We start from the raw sequence: 21,133 nt of genomic DNA on the forward strand, positions 1-21,133 counted from the left end.
ATGCCGCAGCCCAACCCGACCAAGATGACGATCACCGCCTATACCGATTCGGGCTTCACCACCAAGGTCAGCGGGTCGGGCAACCCCTTTACGGTATGGATCAACCCGGCAAGCTACAGCCGCAAGACCTCGATCCGCTACAATGACCGCCAGGCGCAGGGCAGCCCGGGGCCATCGCCCGAATTCAACCGTATCGCCGATGAGGATATTTCGTTCGAGCTGATCTTCGACGCGACGGGCGTGATCCCGCCGCCGGGCAACCAGAAAAGCTACAGCAACGGCGTCGCCGACGGCATCAAGCAGTTCACCGCGCTGACCGCGACGCTCAACGGTGCGATCCACAGCCCCAATTTCCTGATCCTCGCCTGGGCGCAGCTGCAGTTCCAGTGCGTGCTGGTCAGCATGAGCACCAACTACACGCTGTTCATGCCCGACGGGACACCGCTGCGCGCCAAGGTCGCGGTAACGTTCAAATCCTATACCAGCGAGGCGCAGCTGGCGAAGGGGGCGTACAAGACCTCGCCCGACGTGACGCACCTCGTCACGGTGCAGGCCGGCGATACATTGCCGCTGCTCTGCCATCGCATCTATGGCGACAGCCGTTTCTACGCCAAGGTGGCGGCGTTCAATGGCCTGTCGAATTTCCGCGGGGTACCGCCGGGCACGCAATTGCTGTTTCCCCCGCTCAGTGGATCGAGCAACTGATGACCGCGCCTTCGCCCGCCCAACTTGCCAACGTCCTGCCGGTCTATGCGATCAAGGCCGACGGCGCGCCGCTCGACAGCACGATCCAGGTCAGGTCGATCGACGTGTGGACCGGGATCAACCGGTTGCCGCGCGCGCGGCTGGTGATGTCCGACGGCAGCGCGGCGGGCGAGACCTTCCCGATCAGCGAGACGAGCGCGCTGATCCCGGGCGCGGCGCTGACCATCGCGCTCGGCTATGGATCGACCCAGACGCAGGTCTTTTCGGGCGTGATCCAGCGCCACGGCATCGAGGCCAGCGTCAACGGGCCGTCGCAACTGGTGATCGAGGCGACCGACAAGGCATTGGTGATGACGCTGGCGCGCGCCAATGCGGTGTTCCAGAACATCACCGACAGCGCGTTGTGCGAAAAGTTGATCGGCAATGCCGGGCTCACCGCGACGGTCACCACGACCAGCGTGCAGCATGAATCGATCGTGCAATATTACGCCACCGACTGGGACCTGCTGGTGATGCGCGCCGAGGCGAGCGGCATGGTGGTGACGGTCGATGACGGCACCGTAACCGTCGCCCCGCCCAAGACCAGTGGATCGCCGGTGCTGACGCTGACCTGGGGCGACTCGATCCTCGATTTCAACGGCGAGATCGATGCCGCGACGCAGCTCAAGCCGGCAGCGATCCAGAGCTTTGCCTGGGACCCGGCGACGCAGGCGCTGTTGCAGTCGTCGACGCCGAGCGCCGATGTCTCCACGCCGGGCAATCTCTCGTCGAGCACGCTGGCCGGGGTGTTTCCGGTGTCGAGCTATGTTCAGCAAACCGCCGGCGCGATGGTCGATGCCGAGCTGACCGGCTGGGCCTCGGCCGAGCTGCTCAAGAGCCAGCTCGCCAAGGTGCGCGGCGAGGTGCGGTTCCAGGGCAGCGCGCTGGTCACGCCGGGGACGATGGTGACGCTGGCCGGGCTCGGCGCGCGTTTCAACGGCGATGCATGGGTGTCGGAAGTGCACCAGCAGATGGCCGAGGGGCTGTGGCGGACCACGGTGCAGATCGGCCTGGCGCCGGGCTGGTTCGCCGCGAAGGCGCCGCAGATCGCCGCGCCCGGCGCCTCGGGCCAATTGCCGCCAGCGAACAACCTGATGGCGGGCACGGTCAAGCAGATCAATCAGGATCCCGATGGCGAATATCGCGTGCTCGTCACGCTGCCGCTGCTCCAGGCGAGCGACGGGGTATGGGCGCGTTTCGGCTCCTTCTATGCCTCGAACGGGATCGGCTCGAACTTCTATCCCGAGACCGGCGACGAGGTGGTGGTCGGCTTTCTCAGCGGCGACCCGCGTTATCCGGTGATCCTGGGCAGCCTCTATTCCAAGGCCAACCCGCCGCCCTATCCGCCTACCGAGGGCAGCAGCCCGGCGCCGAACGACGTCAAGAGCTTCACCACCAAGGCCAAGATGCGGATCAACTTCACCGAAAGCGATCCGTCGATCCTGATCACCACCCCCGCCAGCCAGAGCATTTTGATCGACGACAAGAACAAGGCGATCACTATCACCGACGTCACCGGCAACACGATCAAGATGGAAACCGGCGGGATTACGATCGACAGCCCCAAGAACATCACGATCAGCGCCAGCGGATCGATCAGCATGTCGGCGGGCACCAGCGTCGACATCAAGGCCGGGACGACGCTGAGTGCCACCGCCAGCGCCTCGGCCAAGATGACCGCCGACGGGCCGATCCAGATCAAGGGCGCCACCGTGGCGCTCAACCCGTGAGCCTGCCGCCGCAACCCCCGTCTCAGGCCCCGGCCGCGCCCTCGACGCGCGGCGCGGCGCGGCCGGTGCGCGCACCGGGCGGCGGCGAGACCTATCCGCCGGTCGAGCCGGCCTTTCTCGGGCGCGGCTGGAGCTTCCCGCCGACCTTCGACACGTTCCACTACAGCGTCATGCTGTCGGCCGGCGATGTCGACATTCGCGAGGCCCTGCACATCCTGCTGTCGACCAGCCTGGGCGAGCGTGTGATGCTGGCGACGTACGGTGTCGACCTGATTTCCAAGGTGTTCACCGCGCTGACCACCACCACCGCCAACGAGATCGCGACGATGGTGACGCGCGCGATCATCGAATGGGAACCGCGCGTGACGGTCGAGAAGGTCGAGGTCAGCGACACCATTCTCGACGGCTGGATCGCGATCACGATCGACTATGTCGTGCGCCAGACCAATGCGCGCGATAATATCGTCTTCCCCTTCTACCAGGTCGAGGCGACGCTGCCTCCGCCGTCGGGGTGAGCAGCGGGCGCACCCTGCTCGACCAGGCCGCCTCGCGCATCCTCAACGGTGCGACGAGCCAGGCGGATCGCGTCGCGGGTGCGCCGGCGCCGGAAGCGGTGCTGGTCGATGGCCGCTCGCTGGCGCAAATCGTCGCCTTTGCTGCGCGTTACGGCGCGCTGGTCAATTTCTACGACCTGCACGATTGCCCGGCGGGCGACTGGGTGCCGTTCTTCGCCAGCGACCAATCCGTGATCCTCGCCACCCATGCCGCGCTCGACCTGTCGGGGATCGAGCGCGACCTGAAGCGCGGGCTCGACGCGGCGCGGCAGGATCCGCGGCGGCTGGGCGGCGTCATCACCGTGCTGGCGCGGCTGATGGCGATCAGCGACCGCCATGCCGGCGACCCGCCCGACCCGGAAAGCTATCTGCGCCAGCCCGATCGCCATGGTCGCGCGGACGAGGTGATCGATCCGCTGCGCCGCTTCCACGGCCATCTCGGCAACGAGGCGCTGGAGCGCGCGCTGGCGCGGCGCGGTAATGGTGGTGACGTTCGCTGGAACGACCAGCTGTTCGAGATTCTCGACGATCTCGCGATCACGCTGGTCGGCGCCCTGCGCAAGGGACATGATCAGGCGCTGCTCATGCTGGAGGCGTCGCTCCATCAGGATGGCCATGCGCCGCAGGCCGCGCTGTGGAACACCTTCGCCAAGCTGTTCAGCGAGGCGCGGGCGGAGATCAACGGCTTTCCCCGCCGGCTGGTCGATTATTATTACAGCGAGGTGCTTCACCAGCACGCCGTCGATGCCGTGCCCGACGAAATGTATCTGACCTTCACGCCGGCCCAGCCGTCCGACCAGGCATCGGTGCCGCGCGGCGCCTATTTCTCGGCCGGCACCGATGAGACCGGCGTGGCGATCCAATATGCCGCCGAAAACACGCTCGAGGTGACGCCGGCGACGGTCGTCAACCTCAGCGTGCATCGCGTGCTGCGCGCGCCGTCGTCGGAAGGATCCGGGGCGATCGAGAAGGCGGGTATGGTGATGACCGGCGAGATCGCGCTCGACCCCGCCGCGCCCGATGCCATCAAGCCGTTTGCGATGTTCGGCGACGGACATGTCGAGCCGCACAGCGCAATCCCGCTGCAAAAGGCCAGTCTGGGCTTTACCGTGTCGTCGCCGGTGCTGATGCTGACCGGCGGCAATCGCCAGATCGATATCGGCCTGGTGATCACCGCGCAATCGTCCGCATCCGATGCACCGGTCGCGGCGCCGGCCGGCGACCCCAAACCCGCAGGCGAGCGCGAGGACCTGCTGATGAAGGCCGGGTTGGTCTCCGATCTCGTCAAACAGGCCTTTGTGCTGCATTACACGACCGCCGGCGGCTGGATCGAAGTCGATGACTTCACGGTCAGCCCGCAGCTGGCGCGTCAGCAGGACGATGACAACCGGCTGATCATCCGTTTCATCCTGCCCGCCGACGCGCCGCCGTTGGTCGATATCGACACCAAGCCGGCGCTGGTGCCGCCACCCAATTTGTTGCCGCCGTCCAGCTTCGCCAAGCCGCAAGGCGGCCCGACCGTGATCGGCAGCATCAAGCCCGATGCCGTTGGCGGGCGCGATGCCGCGATACTGGCACAGGCGCAGCGCGACGCGGCGCTGCAGCAACTGGGCATCGGTGCGGTCACGATCGAGGTCGCGGTCGACGACCTGACCGGCGTCAGGATCGCCACGCCGACCGGGCCGGCCGACAGCAGCCAGACCTTCGCCATGTTCGGCCTGCCGCCGGTGCTCGGCGCGGGGATCGAGATCAGCGCGCCCGAACTGTTCGTCAAACCGGTCACGACGCTGTCGGTGACGATCAAATGGGCGGGGGTGCCGGTCACCAGCACCGGCTTCAAGGGCTATTATCAGGATTATGTTCTGAACGCAGATGGCGAGGTTTCGGCCGCGCCGCTGTTCGACAATCGCAGCTTCCGCGCGACCTTCAGCATGGTCAATCCGGGGCCGTGGCGAGTCGACGACCAGGCGCCGTCGCAGCCGCTGTTCGCGACCCAGCCGTTCGCCGTCCCCGAAGCGGCGATGCTGTCATCGCCCGCGCCGCGACCGTCGGCGGTGCCGCCGCCCGCCGCGACGCCGCGCGCGCTGCCCCCCGAGCCGGATCGCGCCGCGCCGCTCAAACCCGATGTGCTGCTCGAAGTGCCGATCGTCGCGGTCGATGCCGCGCCGGCCTATTACAACCCGGCGACCAGCGCGTTGCGGCTCGAACTGTCCGACCCGCCTTATGCCTTTGGACACATTCTCTACACCAGCAACCTGATGGCCGCCTCGACCGCGCTCGGCCAGGCCAATGTCGCGGGGTTGCCTAATGGCGGGTCGAGCGGCAAGCAGACGGTGACCGAGCTCAACCGGCTGGCGCGCGCCAATGCCGATGCGACCGAAAAGACCTGGCAGGCGACGGTCGCCCCGGCGGTCGACACCGCGCTGTCGGCGATGACGGGCGAGGCGTTGGTCTCGGTCAATCAGGCGATCGCCGCGAGCGGCGAGAGCGCTGCGACACAGGAGCAATGGCACGCCGACCTCGAGGCGGCGCTGGCCGACGTCGCGGCGCACAGCGGCTCGCTGTGGCAGCGCATCACCACGCGCGGTGCGACGCCGGGCCAGCCGGCCGCGATCCTCGCCAATCTCGTTGCCTGGCTCGACGCGCATGAGGGGGCGTTCGGCGCCGGCGCGACGGTGGCGCTGCGGCAAGCCCACAACACGCTCGATGCCGCCGGGGCGATCGCCGCCGCCTTTGCCGCGGCCGAGACGCAGCCCTTTGCGCTGCGTCGCCCCAATATCGCGGCGGCGGTGCAGCTGGCGCTGACCGCGCTGTTGCCGCCGGCAATGCCCAATCCGCCATGGCAGCCGATGGCGGCGGGGCTGGGGGTGAACTACACCGCCGCCGCCCGCTATGACACGTCGCCGGTCGCCCCGCCGGCCGACGATCTCAATACAACCAGCGCCCTGGTGACGCCGCCGGCGCTGACCTTCAGTCATATCGCGCCGTTCAACAAGATGCGCGCGCCCGCGACCGGGGCGATGACGCTGTTGCCGACGCTCGACGACAAGGATGCGCTGTACATCCAGTTGTCGTGCTCGGTGCCGCAGGTCGCGCTGCTGTTCATGCTCAGTGCCGGGCCGAATGGCTGGTGGAGCTCGCCGCCCAAGACCGACTGGTCGCAATATGTCGGCAATGGCTGGGAGCCGGTCGTGATGCTCGCCGACGGCACCAACAACCTGTCGAACAGCGGGATCATCACGCTGCAATTGCGGGCCGACGCGCCGGCCGACAAGCCGACCCGGCTGCGCGTGCGTGCGCTCGAGCCGACCAGCAATGCCCCGCTGATCACCGCGGTGATCGCCAATGCGCTGTGCGCCTCATGGGTCGGGCCGGGCGGCGCCTCGACGCTCGGCGTGCCGCGCCCCGCCAAGACCGTCAGCAAGGCGATTTCGCCGCTGACCAATATCGGTACGATCAATCAGCCGATGCAGTCGTTCGGCGGCCGCCCGCCGGCGAGCGGCCGGGCGTTCCAGATGTGGATGGCCGAGCGGCTGCGCCACAAGGGCTATGGCATTACCGGCTGGGACTATGCCCGGCTCGTGCTCGAGAACGAGCCGTCCTTGTGGCAGGTCGTGGTGGTGCCGGCGGTGGATGGCTTTACCGGCGCGACGGGTGCTGCGGGCAAGGTGTGGATCGTCGCGGTGCCGGGCTCGAAGACGCCCAATGTCGTCGATACCACCGCGCCGCTGGCCGATCTGACGACGCTGTCCGATGTCGGCCGGATCATCGAGCAGCGCGTCGGGCCGTTCGTCGACGTGCTCGTCACCAACCCGCCCTATCTGCGGCTCAAGGTCGAGATCGCGTGCCATTTCAGCGATGAGGACACCAACGATTTCTGGTGCATCCAGCTCGCCAAGGACCTGACCGCGTGGCTGTCGCCCTGGCCCGACGAGACGCTCGGCCCGCGCCCGGCCGATTATTATACCCGCCGCGCGATTGCCGAGTTCGTCCGCGACCGGCGCTATGTGCTCGGCATCGTCAGTCTCGCCGTCACACCGCAGACCGAGCAGGTCGGGCTCGGCTGGTATTATCTCACCTCGGTCAAGGTCGACGAACATGCCGTCACCGCGGCGCCGACGCCGCCGCCGAGTTCCTATTATCTGCCCTATCCGTCAGCGAGCGCGCCGCCACCGTCGGGCACGGGGGCGGGGACGGCGACATGACGCCCGACCCCGGCACGCCGCAAAGCACGATCGATCGCGCGCCATCGGCGGTGCCGGGCGCCGATTATGCGGCGCTGCGCGAGCAGGCGGTCGAGCTGGCGTCGCGCATGTGCCGCGACGTGTGGACCGACTTCAATTATTCGGACCCCGGCGTCACCATCCTCGAGCAATTCTGCTACGCGCTGACCGAGCTGCCCTATCGCGCGGATCTGTCGGTGCCCGATCTGCTCGCCGATCCGGCCGCGGATCAGCTGCTGCTGCGCCGCCACGGTATGATGCCGGCCTGGTCGATCCTGCCGTGCAACCCGGTGACCGAAAACGACCTGCGCCGCGTTGTGCTCGACCGCGTGCCTGGGGTGGCGAATATCTGGTTCTCGGCGATCAAGCATCCCGTTCCGCCCGCCGTGCGCGGCTTGTACGACGTCACGATCCTGGCGCTGGCCGACGACGACGCCGATGGCGGATGCCGGGCCGAGGACGCGCTGATTGAGCAGGTGCGCGACTGCTATCGCGGCCACCGTGCGCTGTGCGAGGACATCGGCACGGTGCGCGTGCTGCGCATGCTCGATACCCGCGTGATGGCCGACGTCCAGATCGAGGATGGCGCCGATCCTTCGGAAACCCTCGCCCGCGCGCTGTTCACGCTCGGTCTGTTCCTCGCGCCCGAGCCGGCGCGGCGCTCGCTCGCCGACCAGCGCGCCGCCATGTCCGCCAGCGCGGCGATGTTCACTGGCCCGATGATGCTGCGCGGCTTCATCGCCGACGAGCAGCTTTCACCGCTGGCCGACGCGGTCGCGGTCAGCGATCTCGTCCAGGCACTGTCGGGCTCGCCCGGGGTGCTCGCCATCGACAGCGTGTCGGTCGCCGTGCAGGGCGACCCGAGTCCCTATGGGGCGAACGACAGCATAGGGCGTCCGCCGGACAGCATCTGGTGGTTGCAGGGCACCACGCCCGATCATCACTTCACCATCCATCTCTACCGTAACAACGTGATGGTGCAGCCTAACCCGGCGCGGGTGCGGCGGCTGCTGGCGCAATATTGGAAGGAGCATCGCCGCACCTACCCACTGCGCGAGCAATATGAAGCGCAATATGGCGCGCCGCCGGTCACGCAGCGCGATCTTGCCAGCTACAGCTCGATCCAGGACCAGTTCCCGCGCGTCTATGGCATCGGCGCGGCGGGCTTGCCGCCGGGCTCGACGCGCGAGCGTGTCGCACAGGCCAAGCAGCTCAAGGGCTATCTCATGCCCTTCGACCAGGTGCTCGCCGACTATTTCAGCCAGGTCGCCTTTCTGCGGACCTTGTTCTCGGTCAGCGCGGGCGGCGATGCGACCTATGCCACGCAGTCGATCGAAACGATCGTCCCCGATGCGGTGGAGCAGCAGCTGTTCAAGCCCGGCTATGCCAGTCGCCTCGCCGCGATCAGCGCCGACAACGACCCGGTCGACCAGCGGCGCAATGCGGTGCTCGATCTGCTGCTGTCGCTTTATGCCGAACATCTCAGCAACGGTCATGGCGGCGTGGCGCCCGGCAGCGAGAGCGCGGCGGCCGATGCGGCGTTGATCCGCACCAAGCAGGCGCTGCTGCGCCGCGTCGCGCCGCTGACGCGCAACCGCGGGCGCGGCGCCGATTTCCGCCGCCGCCGCTCGGGGCGCGGCGCCTCCGGCGTCGAGGCGCTCAGCCGGCTGCAACTCGGTCTGCTCGATGACCCCGGCGCGGCCACGAGCCGTGGCGCGCGCCACAGCGGCCGGATCTGGAGCGCCGACGACGACCCCACCGCACCGCCCTTCGGTCGGCCGTTGCCCGACGAACTGGCCGGCTCGATCGGCCAGTTGTTCAAGCCGGTCGATGCGTTCGACCCTGGCATGGCCGGCGCGCCCGCGGACCCGTCGCCGAGCGACGGGCGCGATGTGGCGGGCGCGCTGGCATCGGCGATGTCCGATCCGTCGGGCTATCGCTTCGGTACGCTCAGCGGGCCGGTGTCGATCTACATCGTCTGCGTCGACCGCAACGGACATTGGTGGTGGCTCGGCGAGCATGACGACGAGGAGCAGGCGATCGCCGCGATCCGGCAGCTGCTGCGCGAAAGCCGGCGCCAGCGCGTGGTCGACCAGGCGCGGCTGCACATCGTCGAATGGGTGATGCTGCGCGATGCGTTGCCGCCCGATGCCGGACCGCGCGAGATCGCGCACTATGATTTCCGCATCACTGCGGTGATCTCGGCGACGCGCGCGCAGTGGCGCGACCCGACCTGGCGGGACGAGGCCAGGCGCGTGGTAGGCACCAATACCCCGGCGCATGTCGTGCTCGACTGCCTGTTTCTGACGCCCGCCGAGATGTCGCGGTTCGAGGCGTTGTATCAGGACTGGTGCGACGCGCAGTGCGGCTGCCACGGCCTGCGCCAGTCCGTCGCGAGCCGCGTGCTGGTCGATTTTCTCACTAGCGTCGGGCCGAAGCCGACCCCGACGCCCACGGCATCGCCCACCCCGACGCCAACCTGCTCGCCAACCCCGACACCCACAGCGCCGCCGACGCCGACCCCGAGCCCGACCATGTCGCCGACGCCAACGCCGACGGCGCCACCGACCCCGACGCCGACCCCTTCATGGACGCCGCCACCGACCCCGACGCCCACGCCGACGCCGCTGCCGCCAACCCCGACCCCGACTGCCGAGCCCGATGATCCGTCATCGATCTGGAACTGGCTGGGCAGCCTGTGGGGCAACTGGATCTGGCCATTGCTGACCTGGGGCATAAGGCTGTGGCTCGCCTGGCGCGAACATGCCCCGCCAGAGCCGACGCCGCTCCCCACGCCAACCCCGTCGCCATCGCCGACACCCTGGCCGCTGCCGTCACCCACGCCCCCGGCACCGACGCCGTGGCCGCTGCCCTCGCCGACGCCGCCGGCACCGCTTCCGCCACCCACCCCGCCGTCGCCGCCACCACCTTCACCGTCGCCAGCCCCGGCTCCGACACCGACGCCGTCAGCAACGCCGTCGCCGACCCCAACACCGTCGCCTTCGGGCAACAATTTGCCGGGCAAGGTCGAGAAGTCGCCGTCGGGCAGCAAGGGGTTCGACTGCAACACGCCGCTCACCAGCACGACGGCGGCGGCGTTCCGCAACGCCGGCTTCGCCTTTGCGCTGCGTTATGTGCCGCGCAACTATCTGACCGATCCGTCGAGCCCGTCGGGCAACATCACCCGGTCGGAGGCGCAGACCATCCTGAATGCCGGCCTCGCGCTGATGATCGTCCAGCACGTCGCGGCATCGCCCTGGGATCCGACCGGCTCGCTTGGCATGACCTATGGCCAATATGCCGCCAGCAACTGCCAGGCGATCGGCCTGCCGCCCGGGGTCAGCGTTTTCCTCGACCTCGAAGGCGTCCGCGCGGGGACCGACCCCGAAAATGTGCTCGATTATGCCGGCACCTGGGGCGATGCCGTTCGCGCCGCCAACTACCTGCCGGGCATCTATATCGGCGCCAGTTGCGGGCTCAGCGCGCAGCAAATCGTCCAGCTGACCAACTTCAAGCAATTCTGGCGCTCGGGCAGCAGTTCGGCGCCGCAGATCGGCGCGCCGGGCTATTGCATGCAACAGACGATCAGTTCGAACCTCGTGCTGAGCGGCGTCGCCTATGACAGCGACCTGATCAGCACCGACCAGAATGGCGGGACCCCCTATTGGCTGCGGCAGGGCTGAGCGCATGACGATCTTCATCTCGATCGCGGCCTATCGCGACCCCGAACTGGTCCCGACGATCGAGCATGCGCTGGCGCAGGCACGCTGGCCGGGCGAGCTGCGCTTCGGCGTGTGTTGGCAGCATGGCGAGGGCGAGGCGCCGCCGCCCGCGCTCGACGGCAATCGGATGCGCATCATCGACGTGCCGTGGCGCGAGAGCCGCGGCGCCTGCTGGGCGCGCGCCGAGCTGATGAAGCTTTACGATGGCGAAGACTGGTTCCTGCAGCTCGATTCGCACCACCGCTTCGCGCCAGGATGGGACGCGATCCTGCTCGATCAGGCCGCGCGCAGCGGCGCGGCGCGGCCGGTGCTGTCGACCTATGCCGCGCCCTATGATCCGGCCGCGCCGCTGTCGCGCGATCCGGCGCCGACGCGGATGCGTTTCGACCGTTTCACGCCGCAGGGCATCCCGACCTTTCAGTTCGACAATATCGCGCCGGCCGAGCGCGACGGCGCGCCGATCCGCGCACGCTTCGTCTCGGCGCACCTGCTGTTCGCGCCGGGCAGCTTCGTCGCCGATGTGCCCTACGACCCCGAACTTTATTTTATCGGCGAGGAAATCAGCCTCGCGGTGCGCGCCTTCACGCACGGCTATGACCTGTTCCACCCCGGCGCGCATATCGCGTGGCACGAATATACCCGCGTTGGCCGCACCAAGCATTGGGACGATCATGTCGCCGGCAACGCCGTCGCGCTGGCCTGGCACGAGCGCGACGCGGTCAGCCTCGACAGGGTGCGGCGCTTCCTGACCGAGCGCCCGATCGGCCCGCTGGCGTGCGGCGACCAGCGCTCGGTGGCGGATTACGAGGCCTATGCCGGCATCGACTTCCGCCAGTGCAGCGCGACCCCGGCCGCGGCATCGGGCGAGACGCCGCCGGCGCCGCGCCGCGCGGTTCCGGGCGGCGCGCTACCACGGCCCTGGACGGTGCGGCTCGCGCTCGACCATCGCGCGTTGCCGCCGGCGGCGCGCGACGATCCGCATTTCTGGTATGTCGGTTTCCACGACGATGAAGGCGTCGAGATCGCCCGCAACGACGCCAGCCGCGACGAGATGCGCGCGGTGCTGGCGGCGGGCGTGGGGCCGATCGTGCTCGAACGCCGCTTCGTGTCGGCGCGTCCCCCGGCGCGCTGGACGGTCTGGCCGACCGATCGCGAAGGGCGCTGGCTCGACAAGCTCGATGGCGCGATCGACGCGCCCATACAGGCCGGCGACGTCATCGAGGTTGCGGCGTGAAGATGGGCGCGACATCGCTGGCCCTCCTCGTCGCTACGGTCGATGGGTCGATCGTCGTCGACTGTGCGGGCCGCCCGACCAGGCGAACGGAGCGTTTGGCGCGAACGGTCGAGCGGCGCGCCCGGAGCGGAACGCGTGACGTGATGTCATGCCTCGGCATCATGCGTGCCTGCCGCCAGCCGGGCTTGCCGGCATGAGCGCGGCGGTGCCGACAATGGCGCGTGCCGCCGCCCCGGCGGTCACGACGCCGCGCGATGCGGTACCGCGCGGCACGGCGGGGCCGCACGGTGTGTATCTCGCGCAACTCGCTGCGACCCTCGACGCCGCGCCACCGGTGGCGCGGCTACGGGCGCTTGCGCCCCTTCCGGCCGGCGCCGCGCCGGTCCAGCGCGTGATCGCGGGGCTGGAGCAAATCGTCCGCGGCGACCAAATTCCCGAAGCATGGGTCAATGCGTTCATCGCCGATACGCGCGGCGCGAACGCGCATCTCTATGAGGCGGATATCTTCCAGTATCTCATCGGTCAGGAACCGGACTGGATGGACCATGCGCAATTGAATCCGCATGCCAATCACTGGGACGTCGTCCTGGGTGTGGGACAAGCGGCAATTCACGTCACGACCAACGCAGACGGCGATTGCGGCGTGCATGCGATTCACGCCGTCATCAATCGCGCGATGATTCAGCCCGACGACGCTGCCAATGCGCGATATGTCGCCCCGGCGGCCTTCGTCGCGCAGGTCCGCGGTGCGATTGCGGCGATGAACGACGCGGATCGCGATGAAGTTCGCGCGCGCATCCTGCATGAGATTCAAAATGGCCAGGTGATCGCGGAAACCGGGTTCGGGCCTTCGCTCGCGGCGCTGTTGGAGGCGCATATCGCCGCGGCAAGGGCGGCGCCCAAGCCCGGATTGCCCGATCCACCCGCGCCCCGTCCAAGCGCTGCCGGCAGCAACATCATCGATGAGGCTTCCGGCGGAGCCGGCGGGCAACCCGTCCTACCGCCGCCGCCGGTCGTGAGCAGTGCGGCTCAACCGCAGCCGAGCGGCGGTTCCCCAGCAGTATCCGGCGCCGCCTCGTCCGGCGGCAGTGCCATCGACGTGACGCGCAATCTGATCCGTCAGCAAGGTGCGGTTGCGCGCGAGGATGATCGCGCCGGGGCCATCCGCATCCTCGGCGATGTCTACACCCGGATGGATTTCTGTTCGCAATATCGCGGCGCCTATGCCGAAGTGTGGGCCGACCAAGCCAATGAGGAATTGCTCAACGACGCGATGAAATTCATCGCGATCCTGCGCAAGTGGACGCTGGTACTCTGTGATAAGACTGGTCCCCTGTCGGATCGCGAAGCCTCGATATTCAACACCATGATATCGCATTTCGAGCGGTTCCAGCAGAAGCTGGAGCGCGCGCAGCGTGCCGTCAGTCTCGCCGCGAGGGATGCCGCCGCCGGGGCGGGCGAAGCGCCATCGGCCGTGCGGCAACTCGTCGCGCGTGCGGGGGGACGTGTTCCGGCACACGGTTTCGTCATCCCGCGGCGCTTGTACGACGCGCTCAGGCCCTTGGTCGAGCAATATGAGCCAGCGTGGAACAAAGCCGGGACCGATGGCTTGAAGGGCATGCGGTACGACGATTTCGCTGCGATCGAGAAACTGCGTCAGCGGATCGCGGAGATCGTGCTGGCCGACGACAGCGCGAGCGCTGACGTCATCGCTGCCTTTGCCGATCAGCTCTCCCGGCTTGCGGCGCAATCCTGCTCGAGCCGCGACGTGCAGTACTTTCACGGCTGGTTCACTTCGCATCGCGGCGGCGGCGATGGTTGATCGGGAATATCGGCACCGCGCAGCGCTCGAGGGCAGGGCCAACGACCATCTCGATGATGCCGAAGCCACGCCACAGGCGCGCCGGGGCATGCGCTTCACCAATCCGCTCGGCACTCCCGAGCTGATTTCCCCGGGACCGCATGTCATCGGGAAGCTGCCCGGTGCGAGCAACAGGAAGGGATGGCGGACCCGGCCTCGTGCATAGCGAAAATGCCAGCACCGGCCCCCGGCGGGCGGGCGGCGACGTGATGGCCGTCGCGTCGCATCGCATCGGGCGGGTCGATCTGCGCGCGGCGCTGCCCGACACCGATGCCGCGCTGGCGTTGCGGCCGCGGATCGAGGCGCTGGCGTGGCGGTTGATGCCGCCGTTGCTCGAACGGGTATGCGATGCGCTGGCGCCGGGCGACGCCTGGCTGCGGCTCGGGCGGATCGACCTCGATTTGGGCGAGGTGCGGCCCGATCATCTCGAAGTCGATGCGCTCGCCGCGCTCGAACGCGCGCTCGGGGAGGCGCTGGGCGAGGCATTGCACCGCGCGCGCGTCGCGCCGTCGGACGAGGCGCGGCTGATCGACCCCGCCACGGCGCTGCGCGAGCGCTTCGCCGCCTGGCTCGTTACCGGCACCGCAGCCTGGGCGCCGCGCACCGAACGCTTCGACCCCGCCGCGATGTTCGCGACATTGCTCGCCGAACAGCCCGAAGCGCTGGTCGCGCTGCTCCGCCGCCATGGCCGCAACGAGCGCGTACTCGAACGGCTGGTGGTGCAGATCGGGGTCGCGGGCCTGCGCGATCTGCTCGCCACCCTGTCGCCGGCCGATGCGGCGGTGATCCTCGCGCTGATCGCCGATGTCATCCTCGCGCACCGCGCGCGCCCGGTGCCGCCGCCGCTGGCGCGGCTCGCCGAGCCGGCGCTCGAACGCCTGCTGTGGATCGCGACGCTCGAATTCCTGCTGCGTGACGCGGGCACGCAGTTCAACCGCCGCCGCTTCCTCGCGCACCTGCTGGCGCGCGAGGCGGCACGGCTCGACATCGACTATACCGCCTTGCTGCGCCTGCTCGGCGAGGCGCTCGCCGCGACGCGGGTCCGCACCGGCCTGCGCTCGTCACTGCCGACGGTGCTGGCTGAGCTGCTCGGCGAGGCCGGTGTCCCGGCGCCGCCGGAAGTCGCGCCGGTGGCGGAGGACATGGATGCCGCCGCCGCGCTCAAGGCCGCGCGCGGTGGCGACTTTGCCGCGCTGGTGGCGCTGGTCCGCCGCCTCGCCGACGATCGGCCGGCGCTGCTCGCGCTGGTGCGCTCGCTCGACGACCCGCTGTTCGCCGGCCTGATCCGGCGGCTCGATCCCGACGCGGCGGATGTCATCCTCGCCTTGCTCGACGAGATCGCGCAAAGCGAGCGCGCCGCGCCAAGGCCGCTGTTCGCCGCCGATCCACAGCCGATCCTGCGCTGGCTGACGCTGACTTATCTGCTGCATGACCCCGGCACCCGCTTCAACCGCCGGCGCTTCGTCGCGCATCTGCTGGAGCACGAGGCACGCCGCGCCGGCATCGCCTATCCCGAACTGGTGCGCTTGCTCGCGGAGGCGGCGGCGAACGTCGGCGCGCGCATGGGGCTGCGCCCTTCGCTTCCGGCCGTGTTGCGGGAACTGCTCGACGAAATCGCACCGGACGATCAGGCCGCGTCGGTGTCCGAGACGGAGGCGCGCGCGCTTGCCGCCGCGCGGGCCGGCGACGTCGCGCTGCTGCTCGCGCTGCTGCGCGGCACGGCGCGGCCGGCGCTGTGGCGTGCGATTGATGCTGCCCTGTTCGCGCGGCTGCTCGCGGCGCTCAAGCCGGCGAGCGCGGCAGGCATCACCGCCGACCTCGCGCTGTTCGCGATGCTGCACGACATGGCGCCGCTGCTCGCGCGGACGAGGTCCGAATTCGCGCAGTTGCTGCAACGCCTCGCGCTGACCGATCTGCTTGCCGCGACCGGCCGCCATCAGCAGCGCGCCTGGCTGACGCGGCTGTTGCGCGCCTTGGCCGGGGTGGCGGGCACCAGCGAGTCGGCGATGCGCGCGCGCGTCGCGGCCGTGTTGCGCGCCGCCATGCTCCCCGGCGATGTCGCGGGCAGCGCGGCGCTCGCCGCCGTGCTGGCGCCCGAGCTCGCCGCCGCCGGCCCGGCCGAACAGGCGGCGGCGGCGCTGCGCAAGGCCGCCGACGATCCCGCCGCGCTCGACCGGCTCGCCGCCGAACTCGCCCCGCACGATCGCCAGCGCCTGCTCGCCGCGCTCGACCCGGTCCATGCCGAGGCGGTCGCCGCACAGCTTGCCGCGCTGGCGCGGCTCCACGCCGTGACGCCGCTGGTGAGACGCGATGCCGCCGGCTTCGAACGACTCGCCTGGACGCTGGCGGTGGCGTGGCTGGCGCGCACCGCCGGCACGCGCTTCGATCCGCGCGCGCTCGCCCGCCATCTGCTCGACGGTATCGCCCAGGCCGGGGCGGCAACGCGCGACGAGATCGCAGCACGCGTCCGCCTCGGCGCGGATCGGCTCGACGGTGCGCCGCCCCCCGTCGCGCTGCTCGATGCCTTGCCCGCGCCGCCCGCGCGGGGCGATGCCGATCTGCGCCAGCGCGTCGAACTGTTCCTGCGCACCGGGCGGCCGCTCGATATGGGCGAGCAATTGCCCGAGATCGCGACCAGCGACGCACCATGGTTCGCCGCGCTGCTGCGCCGCGTCGCGCGTGCCACCCCGGCAGAAATCCCGGCGCTGGTCGAGCGGTTGCTGCACTGGCTGCTGCCGGAGGAAATCCTCGCCTGTCTCGAACCCGATCTGCCGGCAGCGGTGATGCAGAGTGACGCGGCGACATTGATCGTGGGTCTGTTGCGCGGCGAGACGGTCGATCTTTCCACCGCCTTCCGCCGCCCCGGCGAGCGCTTCGACGATCTAGCGCGGCTGGCGCACTGGCTCGATCATGGCAGCGCGGCATGGTGGTCAGCCGAGCGCGGCGTACCGCGCGACCTGCTTGCCGCGCTGGCGACGCGCAGCGATGCCGAACTCGCCTGGCTGTTCGCCGGCCTCACGCGCGATGCGGTGATCGAACGGCTGCGCCGCGCGATCGCGCCGCTCGACGATGCCGCGCGCCAGCGCCTGTTCGAGCGGCTCGTGCCCTGGGCGACGCGCGGTGGCGGACCGCTGGCGCGGCTGCTCGCCGGCCGCACCGCAGCCGCGCGGCGCGACATCATGCTGCGCGCGGCCGCCGCCGTGCTCGACGGCGCCGAACTCGATGTCGCGGCGCTGGCCGAACCGCTGCCGGTCGTGCCGCCGCCGCCATCGGCGACGCCGCGGGCACCGGACGCCGTGGCGGCGGATGCCATCGACCTCGACCGGCTCGTGGCGTGGCTCGACGGAGCGCGGGCGGGCGCCAGCGAGGCCGCAATGTTCGCGCGCTGGTTCGCGCAAGGACTGGATCGCGGCGAGGCGCGGCTCGTCGCCTATCTGCGCGACCGGCGTGGCAATGCCGCGGCACGCGCGCGCTGGGTCGCGCTGCTGCCGCCCGAAGGGCTCGGCCGGCTCGTCCAGCTGTTCGCGCCGCGCGCCGCGCGCGGCTGGATCGATGCCGCGATGATGCTCGCCGCGGCGCATCGCCGCACCGCCAGCTTCGGCGCGCCGCGTCTCGACCAGGCGCAGCTGTGGACGCTGCTGCTCGAACTCGCCGCCGCGCCGGCGCCCGATGTGCGACGCGGCATTGCCCGGCTCGTCCAGGACTTTGCCGGCGACGATGAGCGCGCCGCGCCGCCGCTCCGCGCCGAAGCCGCACGGCTGGCGCAGGCCGCCGGCGATTCAGCGCTTGCCGCCGCGCTGCGCGATCCGCCATCCTCGCGGCGCGCCATGTCGAAACAGCCACCACCCGCCGATTCCGCCACCAAGCCGGCGGCCGAGGAGCCGCCGCCCGAAACGGGCGAGCCGATCTTCATCGCCAATGCCGGGCTGGTGCTGTTCTCGCCCTATCTGCCCGCCTTGTTCGACCGGCTCGGCGTGCTGACCACCGATGCGGAGGGCAAGTTACGCCTCGCCGATATCGAGGCAATGACGCGCGCGGTCCACCTGCTGCAATATATGGTCGATGCGCGGCTCTATGCGCCCGAGCATGAGCTGGTGCTCAACAAGTTGCTGTGTGGCCTGCCCAGCGCGCAGCCGGTGCTGCCGTCGTTCGACGCCGCGCCGGCCGATCTCGAAATGTGCGACGGCCTGATGACCGCGGTCATCGCCAACTGGCCGATCATCTCCGGCACCTCGCATGCCGGGCTGCGCGAGACCTTCCTGCAGCGCGACGGCCGCCTGCGCCACGATGGCGACAGCTGGCGGTTGCAGGTCCAGCGCAAGGGCGTTGACGTGTTGGTCGACCGCGTGCCGTGGAGCTTCGCGACGATCCTCCATCGCTGGATGCCCGAGCCGTTGCAGGTGACGTGGTGAACGCCGCTCTGCCCGCGCGCCGCCTCGCCGCCAATGGCCGCGTCGTCGCCGGCGAACTCGCCTGGCTCGAAGCGGTGATGAGCGCGCGCTTCGCCGCCTATGGCGGGCAGAGCGGGGAGGGGGACGACGCGCCCGAACCGCCCGGTCCGCCGTCGCTCGCCAAAGCGAGCGGGCCCTATGCCGAACTGGTCCGCGAACTCGACCTCGCACCCGCCGAGCGGCTGGTGCTGGCGCTGGCGCTGGCGCCCTATCTCGCGCCCGCCGCGCTCGACCCGTTCCTGCTCACCAACCAGGCGACCGGGCGGCGCTTCACCGAGTTCGGCGGGCTGACCGGCCAGTCGCATGCCGGTTTCCTGCCGACCGGGGAGACCGCCTTGTTCCTGCTCGCCGGCGAGGATCGGACCGCGCGGCTCGCCTTTGACGATCTTTTCGCGCCCGATGCGCCGTTGATCCGGCGCGGCGTGCTGGTGATCGACCTGCGCCACCCCGACGAGCCGCCGCTGGCCGGCGCGCTGCGCGTCTCGGCGCCGGGGCTGCACCTGCTGCTGAAAGGGGCGGAGTTCGTCGCGCGCGCCTCGGCCGATTTCCCCGCCACGCCGATCACCACGCCGCTGGAGTGGGACGATCTCGTGCTCGATACGCGCGTCCGCGAGCAGGTCGAGATGATCGTCTCGTGGCAGCGGCACCGCGAAAAGCTGATGGACGATTGGGGCCTCAGTCGGCGGCTCAAGCCGGGCTATCGCTGCCTTTTCTATGGCGGGCCGGGCACCGGCAAGACACTGACCGCGGCGCTGATCGGCAAGCGCGTCGACGTGCCGGTGTACCGCGTCGACCTGTCGCGCGTGGTGTCGAAATGGATCGGCGAGACCGAGAAGAACCTCGCCTCGCTGTTCGACCATGCCGAGCACCAGAACTGGATCCTGTTCTTCGACGAGGCCGATGCGCTGTTCGGCAAGCGCACCGATGCCAGCTCGGCCAATGATCGTCACGCCAACCAGCAGATCGCCTATCTGCTCCAGCGGCTGGAGGATTTTCCCGGCGTGGTGATCCTCGCCACCAACCAGCAGAGCCATTTCGACGAGGCGTTCGCGCGGCGCTTCCAGTCGGCGGTGCTGTTCCCGATGCCCGATGTCGACCAGCGCGAGCGGCTGTGGCGCGAAACCTTCGGCGCGGCGCGCGGGGTGAAGATCGCCGCCGACATCGACTTTGCCCGCATCGCGCGCGACCATGAGCTGGCCGGCGGCGCGATCATCAACGTGCTGCGCTATGCCGCGCTGATGGCGGTGGCGCGTACTCCGCCGGTGATCCACGCCGCCGACCTGATCGACGGCATCCGCCGCGAGCGCCAGAAGGACGGGCAATATGTCAGCCGGTGAGGGGCTTACTAAGCCCCTCCCCTTTAGGGGAGGGGTTGGGGTGGGGGCTCTCCACGAGCGCCGCGCCTGCGGCACCCCCCACCCCCAACCCCTCCCCTGAAGGTGAGGGGCTTCATGTTGAGGACGCACCCATGTCGACCCCCGACGTAACCTCCACCGCGATCCTGCAATGCAGCTTCGGCGCTGCGCCGGCGCCGTTCAACGTGCTGCCGGTCAACCGCGTGACGGCGTGCAATTTCCCCTCGGGGACGATCATGGACAATATCCCGATCGTCAATATCACGCCGTTCGGCATGTGCAGCAGCATCGCCAACCCGACCGTCGCCTCGGCTACCGCCGCCGCGCTCGGCGTGCTGACGCCGATGCCGTGCCTGCCGGTGATCCCCGCGCCCTGGGTGCCCGGCACGCCGACCGTCACGATCGCCAACCTCCCCGCGCTCGACACCAACTGCAAGCTGATGTGCGCCTGGGCCGGGGTGATCACCGTCAACCAGCCGGCGCAGATGACGGTAACGGTGCCGTAGCGGGGGGTGTTGGTGGTCGGATGGCCGGCCGGAAATTTGTGCGAGCAGCCCTCCGGCCGACGACCAATTTTCCGGTGAAACGTTGCGCGTTCAAAGCTGTCGGGCCGCAATCGCCGCAATATCGGACATTTATTGGTGGATGAACATTGGGTCCCGCACATAATTGTTTACGAACTCGGTAAAACTCTCGGCGACCCATCGGTCGGGAGCGCCACCGACGAGCGCAACTTTGCCGTGATTGGGGCCTTCGTCACAGCAGATCGCCCAAGCCCAGCACCAAGCCATATAGTCTGCGAAAAAGAGGCACTTTTCAGCCACGGCCGCGATTGATGAATCGCTGACCGCAGTTTGATACTCGTTTGGGATGTTCTTGATGCTCGCGGGCGACCACCAAATCACATTTTCGCGGTCCCAATAATCTTCTTCCGGGGCCGATAGCACCAAGTAGGACTTGAAGTCCTCTGGCAATCGAACCTGATAACAGCGTTCGATCTCATGACATGCGATATCCGGCTGCGCAAAACGGGCGGGTTCGTCGCCAGCGTCACGCCAGTAGGTGCGCAATATCGCATGAATCGTCGCCGTCATGCAGCCGGCATAGACTATAAGCCGGACCAATCCACCAAAGACCGCTTTCCACCGAGGCTGTGTGAAAACGCCATTTGAGCCGCGGCGCATTGAGCTGCGGCACGGGCATTCTTACCGCTGCATCGCCGCGATCAGACCGGTTGCTCCCATCAGGGCGATTGCGCG

Annotated in this window: 12 protein-coding genes; 10 read left to right on the forward strand and 2 right to left on the reverse strand. The window is 69.2% G+C overall.

All coding sequences use genetic code 11. From position 1 onward, the window contains the following. The 10 genes from U1839_RS24290 to U1839_RS24335 all read left to right on the forward strand — a co-directional run bounded on the left by U1839_RS24290 (position 1) and on the right by U1839_RS24335 (position 20,380). Positions 1-705 (forward strand): CIS tube protein, encoded by a 705-nt coding sequence (locus U1839_RS24290; protein WP_332806144.1) that lies wholly within the window; start codon positions 1-3, stop codon positions 703-705. Then, positions 705-2,474, forward strand: coding sequence for a type VI secretion system tip protein VgrG (gene vgrG / locus U1839_RS24295; RefSeq protein WP_332806145.1), 1,770 nt, complete (start codon positions 705-707; stop codon positions 2,472-2,474). Before U1839_RS24290 ends, vgrG begins: the two co-directional genes overlap by 1 nt. Further along, positions 2,471-2,989 carry a GPW/gp25 family protein gene (locus tag U1839_RS24300; RefSeq protein WP_332806146.1) on the forward strand — a complete coding sequence of 173 codons (519 nt, stop codon included), beginning with the start codon at positions 2,471-2,473 and terminating at the stop codon, positions 2,987-2,989. Before vgrG ends, U1839_RS24300 begins: the two co-directional genes overlap by 4 nt. Then, complete coding sequence (locus U1839_RS24305) at positions 2,986-7,233, forward strand: baseplate J/gp47 family protein (RefSeq protein ID WP_332806147.1); 4,248 nt, start codon at positions 2,986-2,988, stop codon at positions 7,231-7,233. The genes U1839_RS24300 and U1839_RS24305 overlap by 4 nt, the downstream gene beginning before the upstream one ends. Beyond that, on the forward strand, positions 7,230-10,934 hold the full coding sequence (locus U1839_RS24310) for a DUF1906 domain-containing protein (protein ID WP_332806148.1): 3,705 nt from the start codon (positions 7,230-7,232) through the stop codon (positions 10,932-10,934). Before U1839_RS24305 ends, U1839_RS24310 begins: the two co-directional genes overlap by 4 nt. Positions 10,935-10,938: 4 nt before the next feature. Further along, positions 10,939-12,207 carry a GlcNAc-transferase family protein gene (locus U1839_RS24315; RefSeq protein WP_332806149.1) on the forward strand — a complete coding sequence of 423 codons (1,269 nt, stop codon included), beginning with the start codon at positions 10,939-10,941 and terminating at the stop codon, positions 12,205-12,207. Positions 12,208-12,598: 391 nt separating this feature from the next. Next, the gene (locus tag U1839_RS24320) at positions 12,599-14,029 is read left to right on the forward strand and encodes a hypothetical protein (RefSeq protein WP_332806150.1); all 1,431 of its coding nucleotides are present in this window, start codon (positions 12,599-12,601) and stop codon (positions 14,027-14,029) included. Between the two features lie 248 nt (positions 14,030-14,277). After that, positions 14,278-18,480, forward strand: a complete 4,203-nt coding sequence (locus U1839_RS24325; RefSeq protein WP_332806155.1) for a contractile injection system tape measure protein — start codon at positions 14,278-14,280, stop codon at positions 18,478-18,480. Next, complete coding sequence (locus U1839_RS24330; RefSeq protein WP_332806151.1) at positions 18,477-19,856, forward strand: ATP-binding protein; 1,380 nt, start codon at positions 18,477-18,479, stop codon at positions 19,854-19,856. The genes U1839_RS24325 and U1839_RS24330 overlap by 4 nt, the downstream gene beginning before the upstream one ends. Positions 19,857-19,987: 131 nt before the next feature. Then, complete coding sequence (locus U1839_RS24335; RefSeq protein WP_332806152.1) at positions 19,988-20,380, forward strand: DUF4280 domain-containing protein; 393 nt, start codon at positions 19,988-19,990, stop codon at positions 20,378-20,380. Between the two features lie 129 nt (positions 20,381-20,509). Here U1839_RS24335 and U1839_RS24340 read toward each other — a convergent pair whose 3' ends face one another. Together U1839_RS24340 and U1839_RS24345 are read right to left on the reverse strand one after the other, a co-directional pair. Next, complete coding sequence (locus U1839_RS24340) at positions 20,510-20,968, reverse strand: SMI1/KNR4 family protein (protein ID WP_332806153.1); 459 nt, start codon at positions 20,966-20,968, stop codon at positions 20,510-20,512. Beyond that, a partial coding sequence (locus tag U1839_RS24345) for a hypothetical protein (protein WP_332806154.1) occupies positions 20,925-21,133 on the reverse strand: 209 nt, incomplete at its 5' end. The genes U1839_RS24340 and U1839_RS24345, both read right to left, overlap by 44 nt.

It is taken from the genome of Parasphingomonas halimpatiens (genome assembly GCF_036663795.1).
GTDB lineage: Bacteria > Pseudomonadota > Alphaproteobacteria > Sphingomonadales > Sphingomonadaceae > Sphingomonas.